The organism is Synechococcus sp. Tobar12-5m-g, from assembly GCF_024345415.1.
GTDB lineage: Bacteria > Cyanobacteriota > Cyanobacteriia > PCC-6307 > Cyanobiaceae > Regnicoccus.
In genome coordinates, this window is the sequence record NZ_JAGQBB010000005.1 from 72,155 (window position 1) to 91,462 (window position 19,308).

At 68.0% G+C, this 19,308-nt stretch carries 18 protein-coding genes; 9 read left to right on the forward strand and 9 right to left on the reverse strand.

Going from position 1 to position 19,308, the window contains the following annotated elements; all coding sequences use genetic code 11:
* Window positions 1–9 precede the first annotated feature (9 nt).
* Both KBY66_RS04870 and KBY66_RS04875 read left to right on the forward strand, forming a co-directional pair.
* Window positions 10–1,206: a 4-hydroxy-3-methylbut-2-enyl diphosphate reductase gene (locus tag KBY66_RS04870; protein ID WP_255088093.1), complete on the forward strand. Its 1,197-nt coding sequence runs from the start codon at window positions 10–12 to the stop codon at window positions 1,204–1,206.
* A 98-nt stretch (window positions 1,207–1,304) separates the two neighbouring features.
* Complete coding sequence (locus tag KBY66_RS04875; RefSeq protein ID WP_410001001.1) at window positions 1,305–1,952, forward strand: DUF1997 domain-containing protein; 648 nt, start codon at window positions 1,305–1,307, stop codon at window positions 1,950–1,952.
* 45 nt (window positions 1,953–1,997) lie between these two features.
* Here KBY66_RS04875 and KBY66_RS04880 read toward each other — a convergent pair whose 3' ends face one another.
* Both KBY66_RS04880 and purH read right to left on the reverse strand, forming a co-directional pair.
* Window positions 1,998–2,456: a DUF4079 domain-containing protein gene (locus KBY66_RS04880; protein ID WP_255088095.1), complete on the reverse strand. Its 459-nt coding sequence runs from the start codon at window positions 2,454–2,456 to the stop codon at window positions 1,998–2,000.
* Window positions 2,457–2,511: 55 nt separating this feature from the next.
* Window positions 2,512–4,065, reverse strand: a complete 1,554-nt coding sequence (gene purH / locus KBY66_RS04885; protein ID WP_255088096.1) for a bifunctional phosphoribosylaminoimidazolecarboxamide formyltransferase/IMP cyclohydrolase — start codon at window positions 4,063–4,065, stop codon at window positions 2,512–2,514.
* A 59-nt stretch (window positions 4,066–4,124) separates the two neighbouring features.
* On the opposite strand from purH, the gene KBY66_RS04890 reads away from it, so the two are divergent.
* Entirely contained in the window at window positions 4,125–4,736 is a 612-nt protein-coding gene (locus tag KBY66_RS04890) for an alpha/beta hydrolase (RefSeq protein ID WP_255088097.1), read from the forward strand.
* Window positions 4,737–4,757: 21 nt separating this feature from the next.
* On the opposite strand, the gene KBY66_RS04895 is transcribed toward KBY66_RS04890, so the two are convergent.
* Window positions 4,758–5,129 carry a DUF3155 domain-containing protein gene (locus tag KBY66_RS04895; protein ID WP_255088098.1) on the reverse strand — a complete coding sequence of 124 codons (372 nt, stop codon included), beginning with the start codon at window positions 5,127–5,129 and terminating at the stop codon, window positions 4,758–4,760.
* 403 nt (window positions 5,130–5,532) lie between these two features.
* Between KBY66_RS04895 and KBY66_RS04900 the strand changes: the two genes are divergently transcribed.
* Entirely contained in the window at window positions 5,533–6,690 is a 1,158-nt protein-coding gene (locus KBY66_RS04900; protein WP_255088099.1) for a sensor histidine kinase, read from the forward strand.
* Here the strand turns inward: KBY66_RS04900 and KBY66_RS04905 are convergent.
* On the reverse strand, window positions 6,682–7,479 hold the full coding sequence (locus tag KBY66_RS04905) for an adenosylcobinamide-GDP ribazoletransferase (protein WP_255088100.1): 798 nt from the start codon (window positions 7,477–7,479) through the stop codon (window positions 6,682–6,684). The genes KBY66_RS04900 and KBY66_RS04905 overlap by 9 nt on opposite strands.
* Window positions 7,480–7,538: 59 nt before the next feature.
* Between KBY66_RS04905 and tgt the strand changes: the two genes are divergently transcribed.
* Window positions 7,539–8,702: a tRNA guanosine(34) transglycosylase Tgt gene (tgt, locus tag KBY66_RS04910; RefSeq protein WP_255088101.1), complete on the forward strand. Its 1,164-nt coding sequence runs from the start codon at window positions 7,539–7,541 to the stop codon at window positions 8,700–8,702.
* Between the two features lie 50 nt (window positions 8,703–8,752).
* The gene (locus KBY66_RS04915) at window positions 8,753–8,887 is read left to right on the forward strand and encodes a photosystem II reaction center protein K (protein ID WP_255088158.1); all 135 of its coding nucleotides are present in this window, start codon (window positions 8,753–8,755) and stop codon (window positions 8,885–8,887) included.
* Here KBY66_RS04915 and KBY66_RS04920 read toward each other — a convergent pair.
* Complete coding sequence (locus KBY66_RS04920; protein ID WP_255088102.1) at window positions 8,826–9,605, reverse strand: WecB/TagA/CpsF family glycosyltransferase; 780 nt, start codon at window positions 9,603–9,605, stop codon at window positions 8,826–8,828. The genes KBY66_RS04915 and KBY66_RS04920 overlap by 62 nt on opposite strands.
* A 121-nt stretch (window positions 9,606–9,726) precedes the next feature.
* Between KBY66_RS04920 and KBY66_RS04925 the strand changes: the two genes are divergently transcribed.
* Window positions 9,727–12,996: a glycoside hydrolase family 15 protein gene (locus tag KBY66_RS04925; protein ID WP_399224854.1), complete on the forward strand. Its 3,270-nt coding sequence runs from the start codon at window positions 9,727–9,729 to the stop codon at window positions 12,994–12,996.
* Here the strand turns inward: KBY66_RS04925 and KBY66_RS04930 are convergent.
* The 4 genes from KBY66_RS04930 to psaC all read right to left on the reverse strand — a co-directional run bounded on the left by KBY66_RS04930 (window position 12,957) and on the right by psaC (window position 17,648).
* On the reverse strand, window positions 12,957–13,964 hold the full coding sequence (locus tag KBY66_RS04930; protein WP_255088103.1) for a Gfo/Idh/MocA family protein: 1,008 nt from the start codon (window positions 13,962–13,964) through the stop codon (window positions 12,957–12,959). The genes KBY66_RS04925 and KBY66_RS04930 overlap by 40 nt on opposite strands.
* 61 nt (window positions 13,965–14,025) lie before the next feature.
* Complete coding sequence (locus KBY66_RS04935) at window positions 14,026–15,312, reverse strand: hemolysin family protein (RefSeq protein ID WP_255088161.1); 1,287 nt, start codon at window positions 15,310–15,312, stop codon at window positions 14,026–14,028.
* Between the two features lie 29 nt (window positions 15,313–15,341).
* The gene (gene glmS / locus KBY66_RS04940; RefSeq protein ID WP_255088104.1) at window positions 15,342–17,264 is read right to left on the reverse strand and encodes a glutamine--fructose-6-phosphate transaminase (isomerizing); all 1,923 of its coding nucleotides are present in this window, start codon (window positions 17,262–17,264) and stop codon (window positions 15,342–15,344) included.
* A gap of 138 nt (window positions 17,265–17,402) precedes the next feature.
* The gene (gene psaC, locus KBY66_RS04945; RefSeq protein ID WP_094513650.1) at window positions 17,403–17,648 is read right to left on the reverse strand and encodes a photosystem I iron-sulfur center protein PsaC; all 246 of its coding nucleotides are present in this window, start codon (window positions 17,646–17,648) and stop codon (window positions 17,403–17,405) included.
* 149 nt (window positions 17,649–17,797) lie between these two features.
* Between psaC and acpP the strand changes: the two genes are divergently transcribed.
* Together acpP and fabF are read left to right on the forward strand one after the other, a co-directional pair.
* Window positions 17,798–18,040, forward strand: coding sequence for an acyl carrier protein (gene acpP, locus KBY66_RS04950; protein ID WP_071800803.1), 243 nt, complete (start codon window positions 17,798–17,800; stop codon window positions 18,038–18,040).
* A gap of 8 nt (window positions 18,041–18,048) precedes the next feature.
* Window positions 18,049–19,296 carry a beta-ketoacyl-ACP synthase II gene (gene fabF / locus KBY66_RS04955; RefSeq protein WP_255088106.1) on the forward strand — a complete coding sequence of 416 codons (1,248 nt, stop codon included), beginning with the start codon at window positions 18,049–18,051 and terminating at the stop codon, window positions 19,294–19,296.
* The last annotated feature ends 12 nt before the right edge of the window (window positions 19,297–19,308 follow it).

The window sequence follows — 19,308 nt, forward strand, 5'->3', positions numbered from 1 at the left end:
GGCGATCCCATGGATACCCGTGCCTTCAAACGCTCGCTGCACCACTCCGAGCGCTACAACCGCCGCGGTTTCGGCCGGGCCGAGGAGGTGGCCGGCCATCTTGAGCAGGCCTACCAGAGCGAGCTGATCGCCACCATCCGTGAAAACGGCGATCTCTTGCGTCACGGGCGCTTGACCGTGCGACTCGCCGAGGCCTTCGGCTTCTGCTGGGGGGTGGAGCGGGCCGTGGCGATGGCCTACGAAACCCGGCGGCACTACCCCACCGAGCGCCTCTGGATCACCAACGAGATCATTCACAACCCATCGGTGAACGATCACCTCCGCGAGATGAACGTGCGCTTCATCGCGGTGGAGAACGGCGTGAAGGATTTCTCCGAGGTGGGCCCTGGCGATGTGGTGATCCTGCCGGCCTTCGGTGCCACCGTTCAGGAGATGCAACTCCTCAATGAGCGGGGCTGCCACATCGTCGACACCACCTGTCCCTGGGTCTCCAAGGTGTGGAACACGGTGGAGAAGCACAAGAAGCACGCCTTCACTTCGATCATCCACGGCAAGGTGAAGCACGAGGAAACCCTCGCCACCAGCTCCTTCGCCGGCACCTATCTGGTGGTGCTCGGCCTGGCAGAAGCCCAGATGGTCTGCGATTACATCCTCGGCAACGGCGATCGCCAGGCTTTCCAGAAGCATTTCGCCAAGGCCTGTTCGCCCGGCTTCGACCCCGACGTGGACCTGGTCCACGTTGGGGTGGCCAATCAGACCACCATGCTCAAGAGCGAAACCGAGGAAATCGGCCGGATGTTCGAGCGCGCCATGTTGCAACGCCATGGCCCGGTGGAACTCAACGAGCACTTCCTGGCCTTCAACACGATCTGCGATGCCACCCAGGAGCGCCAGGACGCCATGTTCTCCCTGGTGGATGAACCGCTCGATCTGATGGTGGTCATCGGCGGCTACAACTCCTCCAACACCACCCACCTGCAGGAGATCGCGATCAGCCGCGGCATCCGCTCATTCCACATCGATACGCCGGAGCGCATCGGGCCCGGCAATCGCATCGAGCACATGCCCCTGGGAGGGGATCTCGAAGTGGTGACACCGTTCCTTCCGGCTGGCCCCTTGCGGGTGGGCATCACCTCCGGGGCCTCCACCCCCGACCGCGTCGTGGAAGATGTGATTCGCCACCTCATGGACCTCTGCGACAGCTGAGCGCTGTCACAGCCGCAGCCGACAGGCCTGGGCATCGCGCCTAGATTGCCAGCCATGCCCACGTTGATCTGAGCTCCCTGTCGGGCAGGGGGGAGAACCTGAGCCTGTTGTCACCCACCCAGTCCTGGAACGCTGCTGCCGCTGTGGCCCCGGCCCCGCTCCGCAACGGGGAAGATCCCCGTGTTCGCCGCTACACCAGCCAGTTCGCCGACCTGATGGAAATGCGGGCGCAGGCCGGTGTGGTGGCGGATTATCTCGACCACCACGACGGCTGGTTCCGGCGCTGTGCCGCGCCGATGAAGGTGCTGCCGCTGGGTCACAACAGCTATGCCCTCACCCTGGGGCGATTCGGCAACTTCGGGTTCGAGGTGGAGCCCACGATCGCCCTGGAACTCCTGCCCCAGAGCGAAGGGATCTACCGGATCGGCACGGTTCCCCTGGCCGAGGACCATGGCTCCCTCCAGCAGGTCTATGACGTCGACTTCAACGCCTCCCTGCGGCTGGACCAGCTCACGGGCGAGCTTGGGCCGGTCACCCAGGTTCTCTGGGACCTCGACCTGAGTGTGTGGATCAGGCTGCCCGCCTTGATCGGGCTCTTGCCGGAGGGTCTGGTCCAGTCGAGCGGCGATCACCTGCTTCGTCAGATCGTGCGGCAGGTTTCCCGCAAGCTCACCTGGAAAGTCCAAGAGGATTTCCACGCCACCCACGCTCTTCCCTGCCCCCCGCGCCGTCGGGCGCCGTTCTGAACCGGAGCTCTGGACAGCTGCTCCCCGGGCTGGAGCCATCAAGGCTCAGCGGTTCGTCCAGATCTTGTTGACGATCTCGATGCCGCTGACGGCCTGCCAGAGAAACAGGGTCATCACCGTCATGTTCAGACCGACGTGGGCCTTGCGGGCGATCAGGTTGCCCCGCTGCATCAGTGGAGACAGCGAGGCGGCCACGGCGATCAGGCACACCATGGTGATGCCGGCCAGCAGGTGGGGGCCTACGAACAGCTTGCCGTTGTTCAGGTAGGTGACGGCCATGCCTCCGAAACTGCCCAGCACCATGATCGCCAACACCAGGCTGCCGATCACGTAGTGGCGCTGGGCGTACTTGCCCTTGATCAGTTCCTTGCGCTGCTCGGGGTCGGCCGTACGGGTTTTCTTGGCCTTGATCCCCAGAAACAGGGCGTAGCCGGAGAGAGCCAGCAACGACCACATCAGCAGGGGATGGAGGAAGTTCAGGTTGTAGGCGAGGGCGTCCGGCATCGATCGGGTGGGGCGTTGGCAGCGAAGCTACAACTGGCGGCTGCCGCCCCGCCGTTCAGTGAAGAAAATGGCGACGGCCCGTGGTGACCATCGCCAGGTCGAGCTGATCACAGGCCGCGATCGAGTCCCCGTCGCGGACACTGCCGCCCGGCTGAATCACCGCGGTGATCCCATGGCTGGCCGCCAGCCGCACCGTGTCATCGAAGGGGAAGAAGCCATCGCTGGCGAGCACGGCCCCCACCGACCGCTCCCCAGCCGCCTCCAGGGCCAGCCGCGCCGAGCCCACCCGATTCATCTGGCCAGCTCCGATCCCAAGACTGACCCCACCGCCGGCCACGACGATCGCATTGGAGCGCACGTGCCGCACCAGGCGCCAGGCGAAACGCAGATCCTCAAGTTCCGCATCGCTCGGCCCCCGGCGGCTCACCACCCGCCAGGCCTCCTCGGTGGCGGGCTGGTCGTCGAGGTCCTGCTGCAGCACCCCGCCAAGCACGCTGCGAACCTGCAGGTGGGAGGCGCGCTCGATCATCGCGGCGGTGAGCTCAAGCACCCGCAGGTTGGTCTTGCTGGCCAGTTGCCCCAAGGCCTCGGGGCTGTAGGCGGGGGCGACGACGCATTCCAGGAACAGACCGGTGAGCAGGCTGGCGGCCTGGCCATCCACTGGAGCGTTCAGGGCCACGATGCCCCCGAAGGCCGACACGGGGTCGGCGTCGAGGGCCCGCCCGAGGGCTTCGGCGCTGCTGCCGCCGACCGCCACGCCGCAGGGGTTGGTGTGCTTCACCACAACGGCGGCAGGCTGGAGCGGGCCAGCGGCGCCCTCGCCGTAGCCGAATTCACGCACGGTGGCCAGGGCGGCCTCCAGGTCCAGCAGGTTGTTGGTGCTGAGCTCCTTGCCCTGCAGCTTCCTGGCTGCGCCCCAGCCCGCCTGCGGCGCGCTGAACCAGCGGGCGCTCTGGTGGGGGTTCTCGCCGTAGCGCAGGGTTTGCCTGAGTGGCAACTGCAGATTCAGGGCCTCGTCCGCGCCGTTCAGGCGCTCCTGAAGCCACCGGCTGATGGCGGTGTCGTAGGCGGCGGTGTGGCGGAAGGCCTCCAGCGCCAGCTGGCGGCGGAAGTCCTGATCCAGCTGGCCTGCCGCCAGGGCCTTGAGATAGCCGCCGTACTGGGCTGGACGGCTGAGCACGGCCACGTCGGCATGGTTCTTGGCGGCGGCCCGCACCATCGCCGGCCCTCCGATGTCGATGGTTTCAATGGCCTGCTCCCAGCTCACGGCGGGATCGGCCACGGTGGCGCTGAACGGGTAGAGGTTCACCACCACCAGATCGATCGGTGTGATGGCCTGGGCCTCCAGGTCCGCCTGGTGCGCCGGGTCGTGGCGTTTGGCGAGAATGCCGCCATGGATCCGGGGGTGCAGCGTCTTCACCCGCCCGCCCAGGATCTCGGCGGATCCGGTGTGCTCGGCCACCCGGGTGACCGGCAGCCCTGCCGCCGCCAGCACCGTCGCGGTCCCGCCGCTGGAGAGCAGCTGGAAGCCATGGGTGTGATGGAGCGCTTCGGCCAGCGCCACCACCCCCTCCTTATCCGACACACTCAGGAGCGCCGTGGGTGCCATCGCGATCGCAGGACGGGATCGCCACAACCTACCCAGCGAACCCTCGCCTTCCCCCACCCATGACCACAGACGAACTGCGCCAAGGACCGACTGAAGCGGAGCGCCGTCTGGTGCTCCTGCATGGCTGGGGGGCCGATGCCGATGACCTGCTGGATCTCGGCAAGCAGCTTGCCGGTGCGGAGATCGAGCTTGTGGCGCTGCGGGCACCTGAGCCCCATCCCCTTGGGGTGGGTCGGCAGTGGTACGACCTGCAGGAGCCTGAATGGCCTGGCCTGCCAAAAGCCCGGGACGCCCTGCGGCAGAGGTTGCTGGCCCTCAGCGACAGCCTGCCCCTGGAGCGCACGGTGGTGCTGGGATTCTCCCAGGGCGCGGCCATGGCCCTCGATGTGGCCAGTGGCTTGCCGGTCGCGGGGCTGATCGCCTCCAGTGGCTATCCCCACCCAGGCTGGGCGCCGCAGACCCCACTCAGCCGGGTGCTGCTGACCCATGGGGAGCAGGACCCGGTGGTGCCTGTGGCGGCCAGTGCCGAGGTGTTGCGTCTCCTGCGGCAGGGGGGAGGCCAGGCGGAGCTGCTGCGGTTTGCCGGCGGACACACGATCGATCCAACGCTGTTCCCAGCCCTGCGGGACTTCCTGGCGGATCGATGGAAAGATCCCCCCGGCTCGCCTTGAACCGGGGGATCCGCTGACGCTTCAGACGAAGGCGTACTCGTACTCTTCCATCTCTTCCCAGTCGTCGGAGCCGGTGGACTCAAGACCCGCGAAGAGCGCTTCTTCACCGATCTGATCAACGATCAACCGCAAAGAAGGAAAGAGAAAGTGATTCTCCTCGGCATACTGGGCGCTGAACAGACCCTTCTCGCCCCAGAAAAAGCGATCGGTGGTGTGCTCGTTCCGACGCACATTGAGCAGGGCGGGAGCAAGGAGGCCGCTCTCAGCAATGAACCGACGCGCCGCGGTGACAGGCTTGTGCTCACCAGTCTCGAGGTTGTGGGTGGGGATGTGGGCGAGCACGCGCTGCCCGGCGAGACGACGGCGGCTGATCCGCTTGCGCTTCTTTGACATGGAACCACTCCCTGGGGGAGGCGGAGGAGGATGGGTTGAGGGTGGGACTTGCCGTGGCAAGCCAAGGTGACCGGGCACTCCATGAGGGGGGCCTGGCGACTCCCAAACAACTTTCAGCCGTAGGCCGGTTTGGCCGGGGGTTCCTTGGGCAAGGACTCCCCGGCCTCCACGGAAACATCGACGCGATGACCTGACGAGCAAGCCACCGAACAGCGGAGGGACGTGTCTGCCTCTGCTGTAGCCTCCGTTGCAAGGAATGAGCAACCGATGCCGCCGCTGCTTCGCATGGAGATCCGGCTCGCGGATTGCGAAGTATTGGTCGATACCCAAATCTTAAGGCTTTTCCACCGATTTCCAACATGGGAGCTGAAATTGCTTCCATGGGGGTGAAGGCCAGTCTTTGATGGAGGTCTCGGCCCGCTTCATGACGCTGCTCGGCCATCAGCTGGCCCAGTTTGCCGACCGTCCCGAGCTCAGCTCCCTGGTGGTCTACCTGGCCCTGCCCCGTGCCGACGGCAAGCCCGGGCTGATCCCGGTCGGCCAGTGGCCCAGCGAGGTCAGGGCCCTGCCGGCGGTGGCCTTCCCAGCGGTGGAGGAGGATCCCAGCCTGCTGCTGCCCAGCGCCGAGCGCCGCTGGTTCCCGCTGCGGCGGCATCGGATTCTGCTGGGGGCCCTGCGGGTGGAAACCACCCAGCTGCCCTGGCCGCCATCCCTGACCAGCCGCCTCCAGGCGGTGGCGCATTGCCTCACCGAAGCCCTCCTGCTCGACCACGAACAGCAGCGGCTTGAGCGCCGGCTGGAGCTTCAGAGCCAGCAGTTGCGCCTGCTGGTGCACCAGCTCCGCAACCCCCTGGCCGCCTTGCGCACCTTCGGCCAGCTGCTGAAGCGGCGGCTCGAGGGCGATGCCCCCAACCGCTCCCTGGTGGAAGGCTTGCTGGCCGAAGAACGGCTGCTCAACCGTTACGTCGATGCCATCGACAGCCTCGATCAACCCCCCAGCCTTGGCCCCGGCGCGGCGGATCCCAGACCCCTGCTTCTGCCCCCGGCGCTCAGCTCCGGCGAACCGCAGCCCCTCCAGGAACGGTTGGAACCGCTGCTGATGCGGGCCGCGGCCACCGCTTCCCTCCAGGGTCGTTCCTGGTCGGGGCCCGAGCGGCGGCCCGAGTGGCGCGGCGACAGTGCCGCCGTGGCCGAGATCCTGGCCAATCTGCTCGAGAACGCCTTCCGCTACAGCCCCGAAGGCGCCGCCGTGGGGCTGCATTGCCAGCAGGGCGAAGGCGATCCCGAAGGCAATCCAGCCGGTCTGAGCCTCTGCGTCTGGGATGGCGGTCCTGCGATCGGCGCCGGGGAGCGGCAGGCGATCTTCGAGCGGGGGGTGCGCGGCGAACGGTCCCAGGGCCGCTCGGGCTCGGGCCTGGGGCTGGCCCTGGCGCGGGAGCTGGCCCGCAACCTCGGCGGTGAGCTGCGCTTGGTCCAGCCGCCCAGCGCCCTCGATCCCAGCCTGCCGCCGGAGGGCAACGCGTTCTGCCTGGAGTTGCCCCCAGCCCTCCCCTCAGCCTGAGAGGGCCAGGGCCGTCAGGAGCAGGGCCAGGCTGTCGCTCCACTCGACGCAGGCTCCGTAGGAATCGCCGCTGTGGCCCCCCAGCCGCCGACCCAGCCAAACGGGCACCAGCAGCGCCGGGAGCAGCCCCAACCACCCCTGCCAGAACCAGCCGGGCCCCGTCCAGCTGGGCGCTCCCCCCAGCAGGGTCAGCACCCCCAGCAGCAGCAGCGACGGCCGCAGCTCCCTGGCCAGGCCGCACCAATGCTGGCGGTGGAAGCCCGCGGTGCCGGCTGGGCGCAGATAGGGGAACCAGGCGATGGCCAGCAGCGGGGCGATCCGGCCCCACACCGCCGCCCAGATCAGCGCCAGGGCCACCTCCCCGGCTGGGGCAAGCCCCGCCAGGCTGAGCAGGGCAGCGCTCCGCAGCAACAGCAGCACCGCGAAAGCCTGCACACCGCTGGCCCCCACCCTGCTGTCCCCCATCGCCTCCAGGGACCGCTCACCGGCGGCCAGACCATCGGCGGTGTCCATGACGCCATCGGTGTGCAGGCCGCCGGTCAGGACGAGGTCCAGGGCCAGCACCAGGGCCACCTGGGCGGCCGGCGCCAGCCAGCTCTCGGTGAGCGCCCAGAGCAGGGCCTGCAGGCCCGCCAGCACCAGGCCGATCCAGGGGGCGAACCGGGCGATGCGCTCGAAGCGGGGCCGCAGCCGGGGCCAGGCCGGCAGCACGCTGTAGAACACCCAGGCCCCGGCCAGGTCGCGCAACCAGAGGGGCGCGCCTGCAGGCCTGGGGGACGGGGAACTCACGGGTGGATCGCAACCGGGGGGCACCCCTTAAGTTCAACCCACCGCCGCCTGGGCCCACCATGGATCCCCATCAGGGCAGCGGCCGACCCTTGAACCGGACGGATGGATTCCGCTTCGAGCGGACCGCGCACTGCCCGCGAACCCAGGCCCGTTGCGGGCGGTTTCACACCCCCCATGGTGTGATCGAAACGCCCCGCTTCATGCCGGTGGGCACCGCCGCCACGGTGAAGGGGGTGACCACAGCCCAGCTGGCGGCAACCGGCGCCCAGATGGTGCTGGCCAACACCTACCACCTCCATCTCCAGCCCGGTGAGCTGGTGGTGGCCGAAGCGGGCGGCCTGCATCGCTTCATGGGCTGGGAGGGCCCCCTGCTCACCGATTCGGGTGGGTTTCAGGTGTTCAGCCTCGGGGCCCTCAACCGGATCGATGACCAGGGCGTGGTGTTTAGCTCCCCCCGGGATGGCGCCCGGATCACGCTGACGCCGGAACGCTCCATGGAGATTCAGATGGCCCTGGGGGCCGATGTTGTGATGGCCTTCGACCAGTGCCCCCCCTATCCAGCCTCGGAAGCCGAGGCGGAGCAGGCCAACAGGCGCACCCACGCCTGGCTGGAGCGTTGCATGACCGTGCATGACCGCCCCGATCAGGCGCTGTTCGGCATCGTGCAGGGGGGCACCCATCCCCACCTGCGGGACCAATCGGCCCGGGCCGTGGCGGCCATGGGCCTGCCGGGCATCGCCATTGGCGGGGTCAGCGTCGGCGAACCGGTGGAGGAGATGCACCGGATCGTTCGGATGGTGACTCCCCTGCTGCCGGAGGGTGTCCCCCGCTATCTGATGGGGGTCGGCAGCCTGCGGGAAATGGCCATCGCCGTGGCCCAGGGGATCGACCTCTTTGATTGCGTCCTGCCGACGCGGCTGGGGCGCCACGGCACCGCCCTGGTGGGGGCGGAGCGCTGGAACCTGCGCAACGCCCGCTTCCGCCATGACCACACGCCTCTCGATCCGACGTGCCGCTGCCCGGCCTGCGCCCACCACAGCCGCGCCTACCTGCACCACCTGATCCGCAGCGGGGAAATGTTGGGCCGCACCCTGCTGAGCCTGCACAACCTCACCCATCTGATCCGCTTCACCACGGCCATGGCCACGGCGATCGGCGCTGGTTGTTTTGCAGAGGATTTCGCTCCCTGGGAGCCCGGCTCCGCGGCAGCACACACGTGGTAGCGTCCGAACAAATCTTGTTTTCAGCACCAGGGATGGCTGTTATCACCGGGATGCCTCTCCTCACGCTGGCCCAGCTTCCCGAGGCCTACCAGGCGTTCGGTCCCCTGGTCGACATCCTGCCGATCATTCCCCTCTTCTTCCTGTTGCTGGCCTTCGTCTGGCAGGCCTCGGTGGGTTTTCGCTGAGCACCGCCCAGGCGAAGGCCGGTAGCGCAAGCATCCGTCGCCAGCGGTAGGGCTCCTGGTAGAGCCGAAACAGCCATTCGATTTGCAGGGCTCCCATCCAGGCGGGGGCTCTCTGTTTGATGCCCGCCCACACGTCGAAGCTGCCGCCCACACCCATCCACAGCCCCGGCTGCCCCTGATGCAGCCGCTGAATCCAGCTTTCCTGGCGGGGCACCCCCAGGGCGGCCAGCACCAGATCGGGGTGGGCCGCCAGCAGCTCCCGCTCCAGGCCGCTCCAGGCCTCGGCGCTCTGGTACCCGTCGATCGCCAACACCAGGTTCAAGCCGGGAAACTCCAGCCGCAGCCGCTGGACCAGGGAAGCCATCACTTCCGGGCTGGCCCCCACCAGGGCGACGCGCCAGTCGACCTGGGCGGCATGGGCCAGCAGCCGGCGGGCCAGCTCGATACCAGGGCTGCGTCGCACCCGGTACCCCTGGCGTCGGAGCGCCCAGACCACACCGGCTCCATCGGGAATGACCAGCTCGGCGGCTTCGATCACGGCACCCAGGGCCTGGTCCTCCCGGGCCGCCATCGTCATCTCAGCGTTTAGGGTGACGATCTGACCCCCACCGCGGGCCTGAAGGGCCACGGCGGCGTCGAACACGTCGGGGAAAACGTTCACGGGAACGCCCAGCACCCGGCTTCTCCCCACTGGCGCCTGCACCGATTCCGTCGCCATCGCTGCTGAAGACCCTCAGGGCCGCCGGAGAATGGAAGGAGAGTACCGGCGTGATCTGCGGTGGCGCCATGGCTTGGAGCAGATCAGCGGCAGGATGGCCAACAGTGCTAACGGAACAGAGTTGAACGAAGCTGGCCAAGGGCTTGACTCCCCAGCGGTCCCGCCGCACAACGCCCCCCGTGCCCTGCCGGAATCCGAGGCCCGGGTCCTGCTCAGCCGGCTCGACGCCCAGATCGAGCGGGTGGTGCTGGTGCGTCAGCACCCGGTCAGTGGCCTGCTGCCGGCCAGCACCGCCCACACGGTGCACGGCAACTACGGCGATGCATGGGTGCGCGACTGTGTCTATTCGATCCAGTGCGTCTGGGGGTTGGCCCTGGCCCACCGCCGGCTGGACGGGCCCACCACCAGGGTCTTCGAGCTGGAGCAGCGGGTCATCCAACTGATGCGCGGCCTGCTGGTCGCGATGATGCGCCAGGCCCCCAAGGTGGAGCGCTTCAAGAACAGCCTCAATCGTCTCGACGCGATCCACGCCAAGTACGACACCTCCCGAGGAGATCCTGTGGTGGCCGACGAGGGCTGGGGTCACCTCCAGCTCGATGCCACCGCGCTCTACCTGCTCCAGCTGGCCCAGCTCACCCGCGCCGGCCTGGTGGTGGTACATAACCACCATGAGCGGGATTTTGTGCAGAATCTCGTCTACTACGTGGCCCGGGCCTACCGGGTGGCCGATTACGGCATCTGGGAGCGAGGCGACAAGGGCAACCATGGTGAGCCGGAACGCAACGCCAGCTCGATCGGGCTGGTCAAGGCGGCGCTGGAAGCCCTCGATGGCCTCGATCTCTACGGCCCCCACGGCGATGGCAGCAGTGGCCTCCATGTCCCCCAGCCGCCCCTGATGAGGCTGGGCCGCGCCCTGCAGGCCCTGCTCCCGCGGGAATCGGCCAGCAAGGAGGTCGACAGTGCCTGCCTCTCGGTGATCGGCTACCCCGCCTGGGCCGTGGAGGATCCCCAGCTGCTGGAACGCACCCGGAGCAAGATCCGCCGCGACCTGGGGGGGATCTATGGCTACAAGCGCTTCCGCCGTGATGGCCACCAGACGGTGGTGGAGGACCACCGCCGTCTCCACTACGAGCGGGAGGAACTGGCCCAGTTCGAGGCGATCGAGTGCGAATGGCCGCTGTTCTTCGCCTATGAACTGGTGACGGCCTGTTGTGAATTGCGCTGGGAGGAAGCCTGGAGCTGGCGGCGGCGCCTGACCTCGGTGTGTGTGGAGGTGGACGGAGTCCCGTTGCTGCCGGAGCTCTATCTGGTGCCCTCCGGTTCAATCGAGGCGGAGCGGCGCCAGCCCGGCAGCCAGGCCCGCCTTGCCAATGCCAACGTCCCCCTGCTCTGGACCCAGAGCCTCACCTGGCTCGGTGATCTGCTGCTCAACGGGCTGATCCAGCCGGCAGACATCGACCCGTGTGGCCGCCGGGAACCCAGGCCAGCCGGAGCGGAGCGGGTGCTGGTGGCCCTGGCCCCGGCCACTCCAGCGATCGCGGCGGCCCTGGCGGCGGCGGGGTTGCCCGTGGGCGGCGAGGGAACGGCGGTGCGCCAGGCCAGCTCCCAGAACCTGGCCTGGCGCATGGCCCAGGTGGGTGCCAACGCGGCGCTCGGGCTGAGCGGCCACCCCCCCGTGCGGATGGAAACGATGGCCACCGCTCGGATCTACCGGGATGGCGACGGACCGATCGCCTTCCTGCCGGCGGTCCTGGAAGAGGGCACGTTCTACCTGGTTGATGACCCGGAGCAGCTCGCCGACACGGTGCTCGGAGAACTGCGGCTGCTGCAGCGCCACTGGCGCGGCGACGGCCATCCCCTGCTGGTGATTCCGGTGGCGGCTGGACCCTTCCAGCGTGATCCCGCGGCGGTGATCCGGCTGGGTCTGGCCCTGGCCAGCGGCGAGCTGGAGGGGGTGCCGGTGCGCCTCGACCGGCTCGATGCCCTCGCCGAGGAGGCCTGCTGGGTGGCGTTGCCCGCCCCGGCCAGCGTCCCAGCCGCAGAGCCGAACACCACGGGCCCGGTGCTGCTCAGCAGCACCTGCCAGCACCCACTCACGCTTCAGCAAGAGAAGGAGCTCGAAGAGATCCCGATGGCCGACCTGGCCGAGCGGCTCTGGGGAAGCACCTCCCTCAGCGAGCAGGCCGAGCTCCTCGACCAGTTGGTGCGAAGGCTCGGCCAGAACGCGATCCTGCAGGGCCCGTCGTGCGGCGGGCCGGTGACGTTGCTGGCCCTGGTGGAGGAGGTCTACCGCCGCAGCCTGGCGGAATCCAACTGGTCGGTGGTGCGGCGTTGCGCCGGCCTCATGCAGCTGGTTCACCCCCAGCTGGAGGATGCGCTCACCGACCTGCTGGTGCTGCAGAAGCAACTGGTGGTGGGTCGCAACTACACCCGGGATTCCCTGATCACCCAACCCCAGGGCAGCGGGGCGATCGGCGCCATGATCCAGCGCTTCAGCGGCGAAGACGGCCGTGAGTGGATGGTGCAGCAGGAACTGCTGCTCGCCCTTGATGGCCTGGCCAGGCAGGAACCCGCTCTGCTCCGAGGCAGCCTCACCCTGCAACTGGGCCAGTTGCTGCTGCTGCTCACCGGCGAACTGGCCGCCGAACGGGACCTCACCCCCGATGACGCCTTCGAAGCGCTGTGCAGTCTCCCCCCCCACGCGATCCGCCGTCGCCTGCGGGCCGTGCTCGCCGATGTGGACCACGCCCGGGAGGCCCTGCGGCGCAAGGAGCAGCTCCACATCAGCGGCCGGGTGCGCTGGGATGTGCCCGCCCCGCTCGAAGACCTGCCGGAGGGGAAAGTCTGCTGGCTGCAGCACCGCCAGCGGCTTGGGGCGCTGCAGAGGGTTCCCAGGGATTTCTATGCCGGCATCTGGGACCTGCTGCACCACTGCCGCGGCCTGGTGATCGGCGACAAGCTGGAACGTCGCAACCGCCTGGAGAGCGCACCGTTGATCTCGGAGAAGACCCCCGGTGAGCGCAATTTCGCCTCCCTGGTCGATCACCTGCTCAGCAAGATTGAAGCCTCGGAGTATCGGCAGCTCTGCTCCGAGACCCTGCTCTCGCTGGTGGCGTTCGTGGGCGCCAATCCAGCCGTGCAGGTCGATGATTACCTGGCCCTCGATGTGGTGATCGGCCACGCCGTGCGGGTGGGCTGGCAGCACAGCCACCCGGACCAGTCAGCCGAGGACTACGCCCTCCACAAAGCGGAAGCCTGGGATCGCTTCTATCGGGCCTCGCCGGCCAGTTGCCGGCGCTGGCAGATGCTCGCCCTGCGGGACCTCACCGAGAGCGCCGGGGCAGACCCCGTTCAGATCGGGACGTCGAGCGTCATGCAGAGCGAGGGCTGATCCACGGCCTGCTCGATCAGGTTGGCGAGCAACAGCGCCCGGGAAGCCTGCTGGCCATTCACCGCCGGGATCTCGCAGCCGCGCACGCACTGGAGGAAATGCTCCAGCTCGGCATACAGGGGTTCGATCGAAGTGGTACTCACCTCCTCGATGAAGCCGTCGTTGCGGTAGAGAAGCTCGCCCTGATCGGCTGACACCCATTCATGGGCGCGGCGGTGGATGTGGAGGCTGCGGTTGAGAAAATCGGTTTCGACCAGGCTGTCGCGGCAGTGGGCGCTGAGGCTGCGGATCTTGCGATGGGCCATCTTGCTGGCCGCCAGGCTGGCCACCACGCCATTCTCGAAGCCCAACGTGGCGTTCACGTAGTCGATCGGGCCCTCGGCGCTGCGCCCCCCCACCGCCGCCAGCCGCACCACCGGCGCCTGGGCCAGCTCCAGCACCAGGTCGATGTCGTGGATCATCAGATCCAGCACCACCGAAACATCGTTGGCGCGATCGGCGTGGGGACTGTGACGGCGCGCCTCCAGCACCACCACCTCCTCGTTGGCCACCACCTTGAGCAGTTCGCGGAAAGCGGGGTTGAAGCGCTCGATGTGACCCACCTGGAGCTGGCGGCCGGCCGTCTCAGCAGCGTGGATCAGCTCCGAGGCCTCATGCTGGTTCGCGGCAATCGGCTTTTCGATCAGCACGTGCACCCCGGACCGCAGGCAGGCCATGCCGACGCGGTGGTGCAGCAGGGTCGGCACGGCGATGCAGACCGCTTCGACATGGGGCAGCAGGTCCTGGAAGTCGGCGAACCAGCGGCAGCCGAACTGCTCTACCGCCAGTTCGCCGCGGTGGGCATTGAGGTCGGCGACGCCCACCAGCTCGCCATCGCGCAGAAGGCTGAGGACACGGGCATGGTGCCAACCCATGTTGCCGATGCCGATGACGCCCACCTTGACCGGGGCGATGGGATCGGTGCTCATCGCCTCACGTGCACACGGGTCAAAGCGAACGTCCTGCCACCGTTGACGCCATTATCAATGATCAACCATTGGGGTCTGGAGTTGCCTCGTCCGGGGCTCGTCTGGTGATCTGCACCCGCTCGATGCGCGGGCCATCCATGGCGCTGATCACGAACTGATCACCCTTCCAGCGCAGGCTTTCGCCAGGGGCGGGAATGTGTTGCAACCGTTCGAGCAGAAAGCCGGCCAGGGTGTGGTGACCGTCCGACTCGGGCAACTTCAACCCCAGCTGACGATTCAGATCGAAGATTTCCAGATCGCCGGCCACCAGCCAGCTGTCGTCATGGATCTGCTGAACGTCGGCCTGCCCCGATAGCGGGGTGTCCTCGTCCCCGACGATCTCGCTGGTAAGGTCGGCCACGGTGACGAGACCCTCGGTGCCGCCGTGTTCATCAACCACCACAAGCAGGGGCTGGCCGCTGCGGATCAGCGGCAGCAGCTCGGCCAGGGAGGCCGTTTCCTGCACGATGGGCACCGAAGAGATGAAGGGAGCAAGTGGGGTGTCGCCCTGGAGCTGGCCCCTGGCGATCGGTTCGGCCAGCCGGCGCAGGTCGAGTACGCCCCGGACATCGTCGAGCGACTGCCCGATCACCGGGAAGCGGGCGTGGTTGGTGGCATGAACCACCTCCATCATCTCGGCGAAGCAGACATCCAGCGGCAGGGTCACCATGCCGGAGCGGGGCACCATCACCTCCCGCACCGGGGTGTCCCGCAGGGAGAACACACCTTCGAGGATGTTGCGCTCGTCGGGCAGCAGGCCGGTCACGCTGTTGGACTCGATCAGGGTTTCCAGCTCACCGGCCGAGAGGGCGGGCACCAGGGCATCCCAGTTGCGCGGCAGGCCGAGCAGCCGCAGCAGGCCATCGGCCAGGCGCTCGAGCACGGAGAGCAGCGGCGAGAGGGTGCGATTCACCGACTCCAGCAAGGGCGCCAGCCGCAGGGCCGAAACTTCCGGGTGATGCATCACCCAGGCCTTGGGCAGCAGGCCGCCGAGCAGGGTGGCCAGGCTGACCAGAACCAGAAACACCAGCACGTCGATCCAGGGCCGGCTGGTCTGGGGGTCCAGCCGGACGGCGAGCCCACGGCCGGCCCAGCCCAGGGCCACCAGGGCCAGGGCCGCCCCCAGCTGGGTGGAGAGCAGGGAGCGGCGCAGCCGCCCCTGCAGCCGCTCCACCGAGCGGGCGCCGGGATGGCCATCGGCCGCCAGGACCTGCACCCGACTCGGGCGCAGCCGGATCAGGGCGAACTCCCCGGCGGCGAAGAAGGCCAGCAGGGCGAGCAGGGCGGCCAGCAGGGCGAGCAGGCGCACGGAGAGCAGGGGCGTCAGGGAAGGGGCGCTCACTCCACGGTGACGCTCTTGGCCAGGTTGCGGGGCTGATCCACATCGAGGCCGCGGTGGGCAGCGATGTGGTAGCTGAGCAACTGCATCGGGATCACGGTCAGCAGGGGCGAGAGCAGCTCTTCCACCGCCGGGACCGGCAGCAACACATCGAAGAGGGCAGTGTCGGGGCCTTCCGGAGCCACGCCGATCAGCTGGGCATCGCGGGCCTTGGCCTCCTGGGCGTTGGAGAGCACCTTGTCGAACACCACACCGGGCATGGCGATGGAGACCACCGGCACTCTGGCGTCCAGCAGGGCGATCGGTCCGTGTTTCATCTCACCGGCGGGGTAGCCCTCGGCATGGATGTAGCTGATCTCCTTCAGCTTGAGGGCACCCTCCAGGGCAATGGGGTAGTTGATGCCGCGCCCCAGAAAAATCACATCCTGGGTATCGGCGAACAGATGGGCCAGGTCGGCGCACCGGCGATCGTGGTCCTCCACCAGCTCCTTGAGCTGGGCAGGCAGGGCCCGCAGGCCCCGCACCAGCGCCTGGAGCTGGGAGGGGCTGCGGCTGGAGCGGCGTTCGGCGAAGGCCAGGGCCAGGCCATAGAAGGCGAGCAGTTGCCCCAGGAAGGTTTTGGTGGCCGCCACCCCCACCTCGATGCCGGTGCCGATGTCGAGGATGTGGGGCACCAGCCGGCCCAGGGAGCTTTCGGGGCGGTTGGTGATGCCCAGCAGCCTGGCTGCAAAGGCGGGATCGGCGATCAGGCCGCGGCGCTCCTCCTCCATCAGCACAGCGGCGAGGGTGTCGGCCGTTTCCCCCGACTGGGTCACCCCGATCGTGAGGGTGTGGGGCGCCAGGGGCGGCGGTGCGTAACGAAATTCGCTGGCATAGAAAACGCGGGTGGGGATTCCAGCCAGCTGCTCGAGCAGATGGGCACCGACCAGGGAGGCATGCCGGCTGGTGCCGCAGGCCAGGATCTGAATCCGCTCCACCCCCTCGAACACCTTGTCCGGCAGGGGCATGGCCACCAGGGAGGGCGAGCCGGGCGCCCGGCTCGGCTCCGGCAGATGACGGGCCACCCAGAGCGCGGCCGTTTCGGGCTGCTCATGGATCTCCTTGTGCATGAAGTGGCGGAAGCTGCGCTTGTCCGCCACGTGCTCGGTGCCGGTGAGCAGGCTGGGGGTGCGCTGCACCCGCTCCCCCTTCTCGTCGTAGAGCTCGATGCCCAAGGGGGTGAGCAGGGCCACCTCCCCATCCTCCATCGGCAGAATCGTGCGGGTGAAGCCCGCCAGGGCCGGCGTGTCGCTGGCGCAGAGGAACTCCCCCTCGCCAAGCCCGATCAGCAGCGGCGCCTGACGCCGCGCCACCACCAGGGCGCCGGGCGTTTCGCCCCAGACGACGGCCAGGGCATAGGCGCCGTGCAGCTCAGGCAACACCAGCTGGACGGCTTCGAGCAACAGGCTCCCGCTGGCGACCCTGCCACGGGCGCGCAGCTGGCCGAGGTGCTGGCTGATCAGATGGGGAATGACTTCCGTGTCGGTGTCGGAGTGGAAGACGACGCCGGTGGCTTGAAGTTGCTCGCGCAACTGGCGATGATTTTCGATGATGCCGTTCTGGACCACCGCCAGTTGGCCGCTGCCATCGAGGTGGGGGTGGGCGTTGCGCTCCTCGGGCTTGCCGTGGGTGGCCCAACGGGTGTGGCCGATGCCGCAGTGGCCCGCCGCCGAACACTGCTCATAGCGGTGTTGAAGGTTGACCAGCTTGCCCTCGGCCCGCAGGCAGGTGAGATGGCCAGCCGGGCTGCCGGGTTGGGAGGGAGTGACTTCCACCGTGGCCAGTCCGGCGGAATCGTAACCCCGGTACTCCAGCTGGCGCAGGCCTTCAAGCAGCAGCGGAGCTGCCTCCCTGGAGCCGATCACCGCAACGATGCCACACATGGCCGATGGGCCGGATTAGGGCTGTTTCTAAAGGATCATCCCGAAGCCTGGCCATCGGCCTGCATCGGGACAGAGAAAAAAACCCGGCCAAAGGCCGGGTTGCAGGATCGATCGGCTGGACCGTCGGGTGAGTGAACCTCAGTAGGCCAGGCCCATGCTGCGGCTGGTCTCGTCGCCGAGATAGACGCGGACACTGAGGAAATCGGTGGGGCAGGCGGTTTCACAGCGCTTGCAGCCGATGCAGTCTTCGGTGCGGGGTGATGAAGCGATCTGGCCGGCCTTGCAGCCGTCCCAGGGGACCATCTCGAGCACGTCGAGGGGGCAGGCACGGACGCACTGGGTGCAACCGATGCAGGTGTCGTAGATCTTGACGGAATGGGACATGCCCTGCCAGGAAGCGAACGGCGTGGGGCCAAAGTACCCAGACCTGCTGCTCTGTCGGCCTCGCCCGGGCCGGGCCGTCATTCTTTTTCATCAACGGTCCAGGGGCCGAGCGGGGCGACCCGTAGGATGCGGCCTCCCACACATCGGTCATGTCCCAGGAAGCGATCTTCGAGAAAGTGCGCTCGATCGTTGCCGAGCAACTCAGCGTCGATGCTGCTGAGGTGAAGCCCGAATCCAACTTCCAGAACGATCTGGGCGCCGACTCCCTTGACACCGTGGAGCTGGTGATGGCCCTGGAAGAAGCCTTCGACATCGAGATTCCCGACGAGTCCGCCGAAGGCATCACCACCGTCGGGGATGCCGTCACCTACATCCAGGACAAGCAGGCCTGAGGTTGTTGATGGTGGAGGGTCTCCGCCGCGTCGTGGTCACGGGCCTGGGCGCGGTCACGCCGATCGGCAACAGCGTGTCCCAGTACTGGGACGGATTGCGCACCGGTCGCAACGGGGTGGCAGCGATCACCTTGTTTGATGCGTCCCGCCATCCCTGCCGGTTTGCGGCGGAGGTCAAGGATTTCGATCCCAGCGGCAGCATCGAGCGCAAGGAAGCGAAGCGCTGGGATCGCTTCTGCCAGTTCGCCGTCGTGGCGGCGAAGGAGGCCGTGGCCCAGTCCGGGCTTGCGATCCAGGCCGGCCGCCCGGAGCGGGTCGGGGTGTCGATCGGCTCCGGGGTGGGCGGTCTGCTGATGATGGAAACCCAGGCCCATGTGCTTGCCGATCGGGGACCGGATCGGGTCAGCCCGTTCTGCGTGCCGATGATGATTCCCAACATGGCCGCCGGGCTCACCGCCATCGCCCTGGGCGCCAAGGGGCCCAGCACTTCGGCCTCCACCGCCTGCGCGGCCGGCTCCAATGCGATCGGCGATGCCTACCGCCTGATCCAGCTCGGCCTGGCCGACGCCATGGTGTGCGGCGGAGCCGAGTCGGCCATCACACCGCTGGGGGTGGCGGGCTTCGCCAGCGCCAAGGCGCTCTCCTTCCGCAACGACGATCCCGCCACGGCCAGCCGGCCGTTCGATCGGGAGCGCAATGGCTTCGTGATCGGCGAGGGCGCCGGCATGGTGGTGCTCGAAAGCCTCGACCACGCCCGGGCCCGGGGGGCTGAGATCCTCGCTGAGGTGGTGGGCTACGGCATGTCCTGTGACGCCTACCACTACACGTTGCCGTCCCCTGGCGGGGTGGGGGCGGCCGAGGCCATGCGGCTGGCCCTGGCCGACGGCCGGCTCACTCCCGACGATGTGGACTACGTCAACGCCCATGGGACCAGCACCCAGGCCAACGACAGCAACGAAACCGCCGCGATCAAGGCGGCCCTGGGATCCCGGGCCCTGGCCATCCCGGTGAGCTCCACCAAATCGATGACGGGTCATCTGCTGGGCGGCAGCGGCGGCATCGAGGCGGTGGCGGCCGTAATGGCGATCGGCCACAACCTGGTGCCCCCTACGATCAATTTCCACAATCCGGATCCGGCCTGTGATCTGGATGTCGTGCCAAACCAGGCGCGGGAACAGACACTGGACGTCGTGCTCTCGAACTCCTTCGGGTTTGGCGGTCACAATGTTTGCCTTGCCTTCCGCCGGATGAGCTGAACGTCCGTTCCG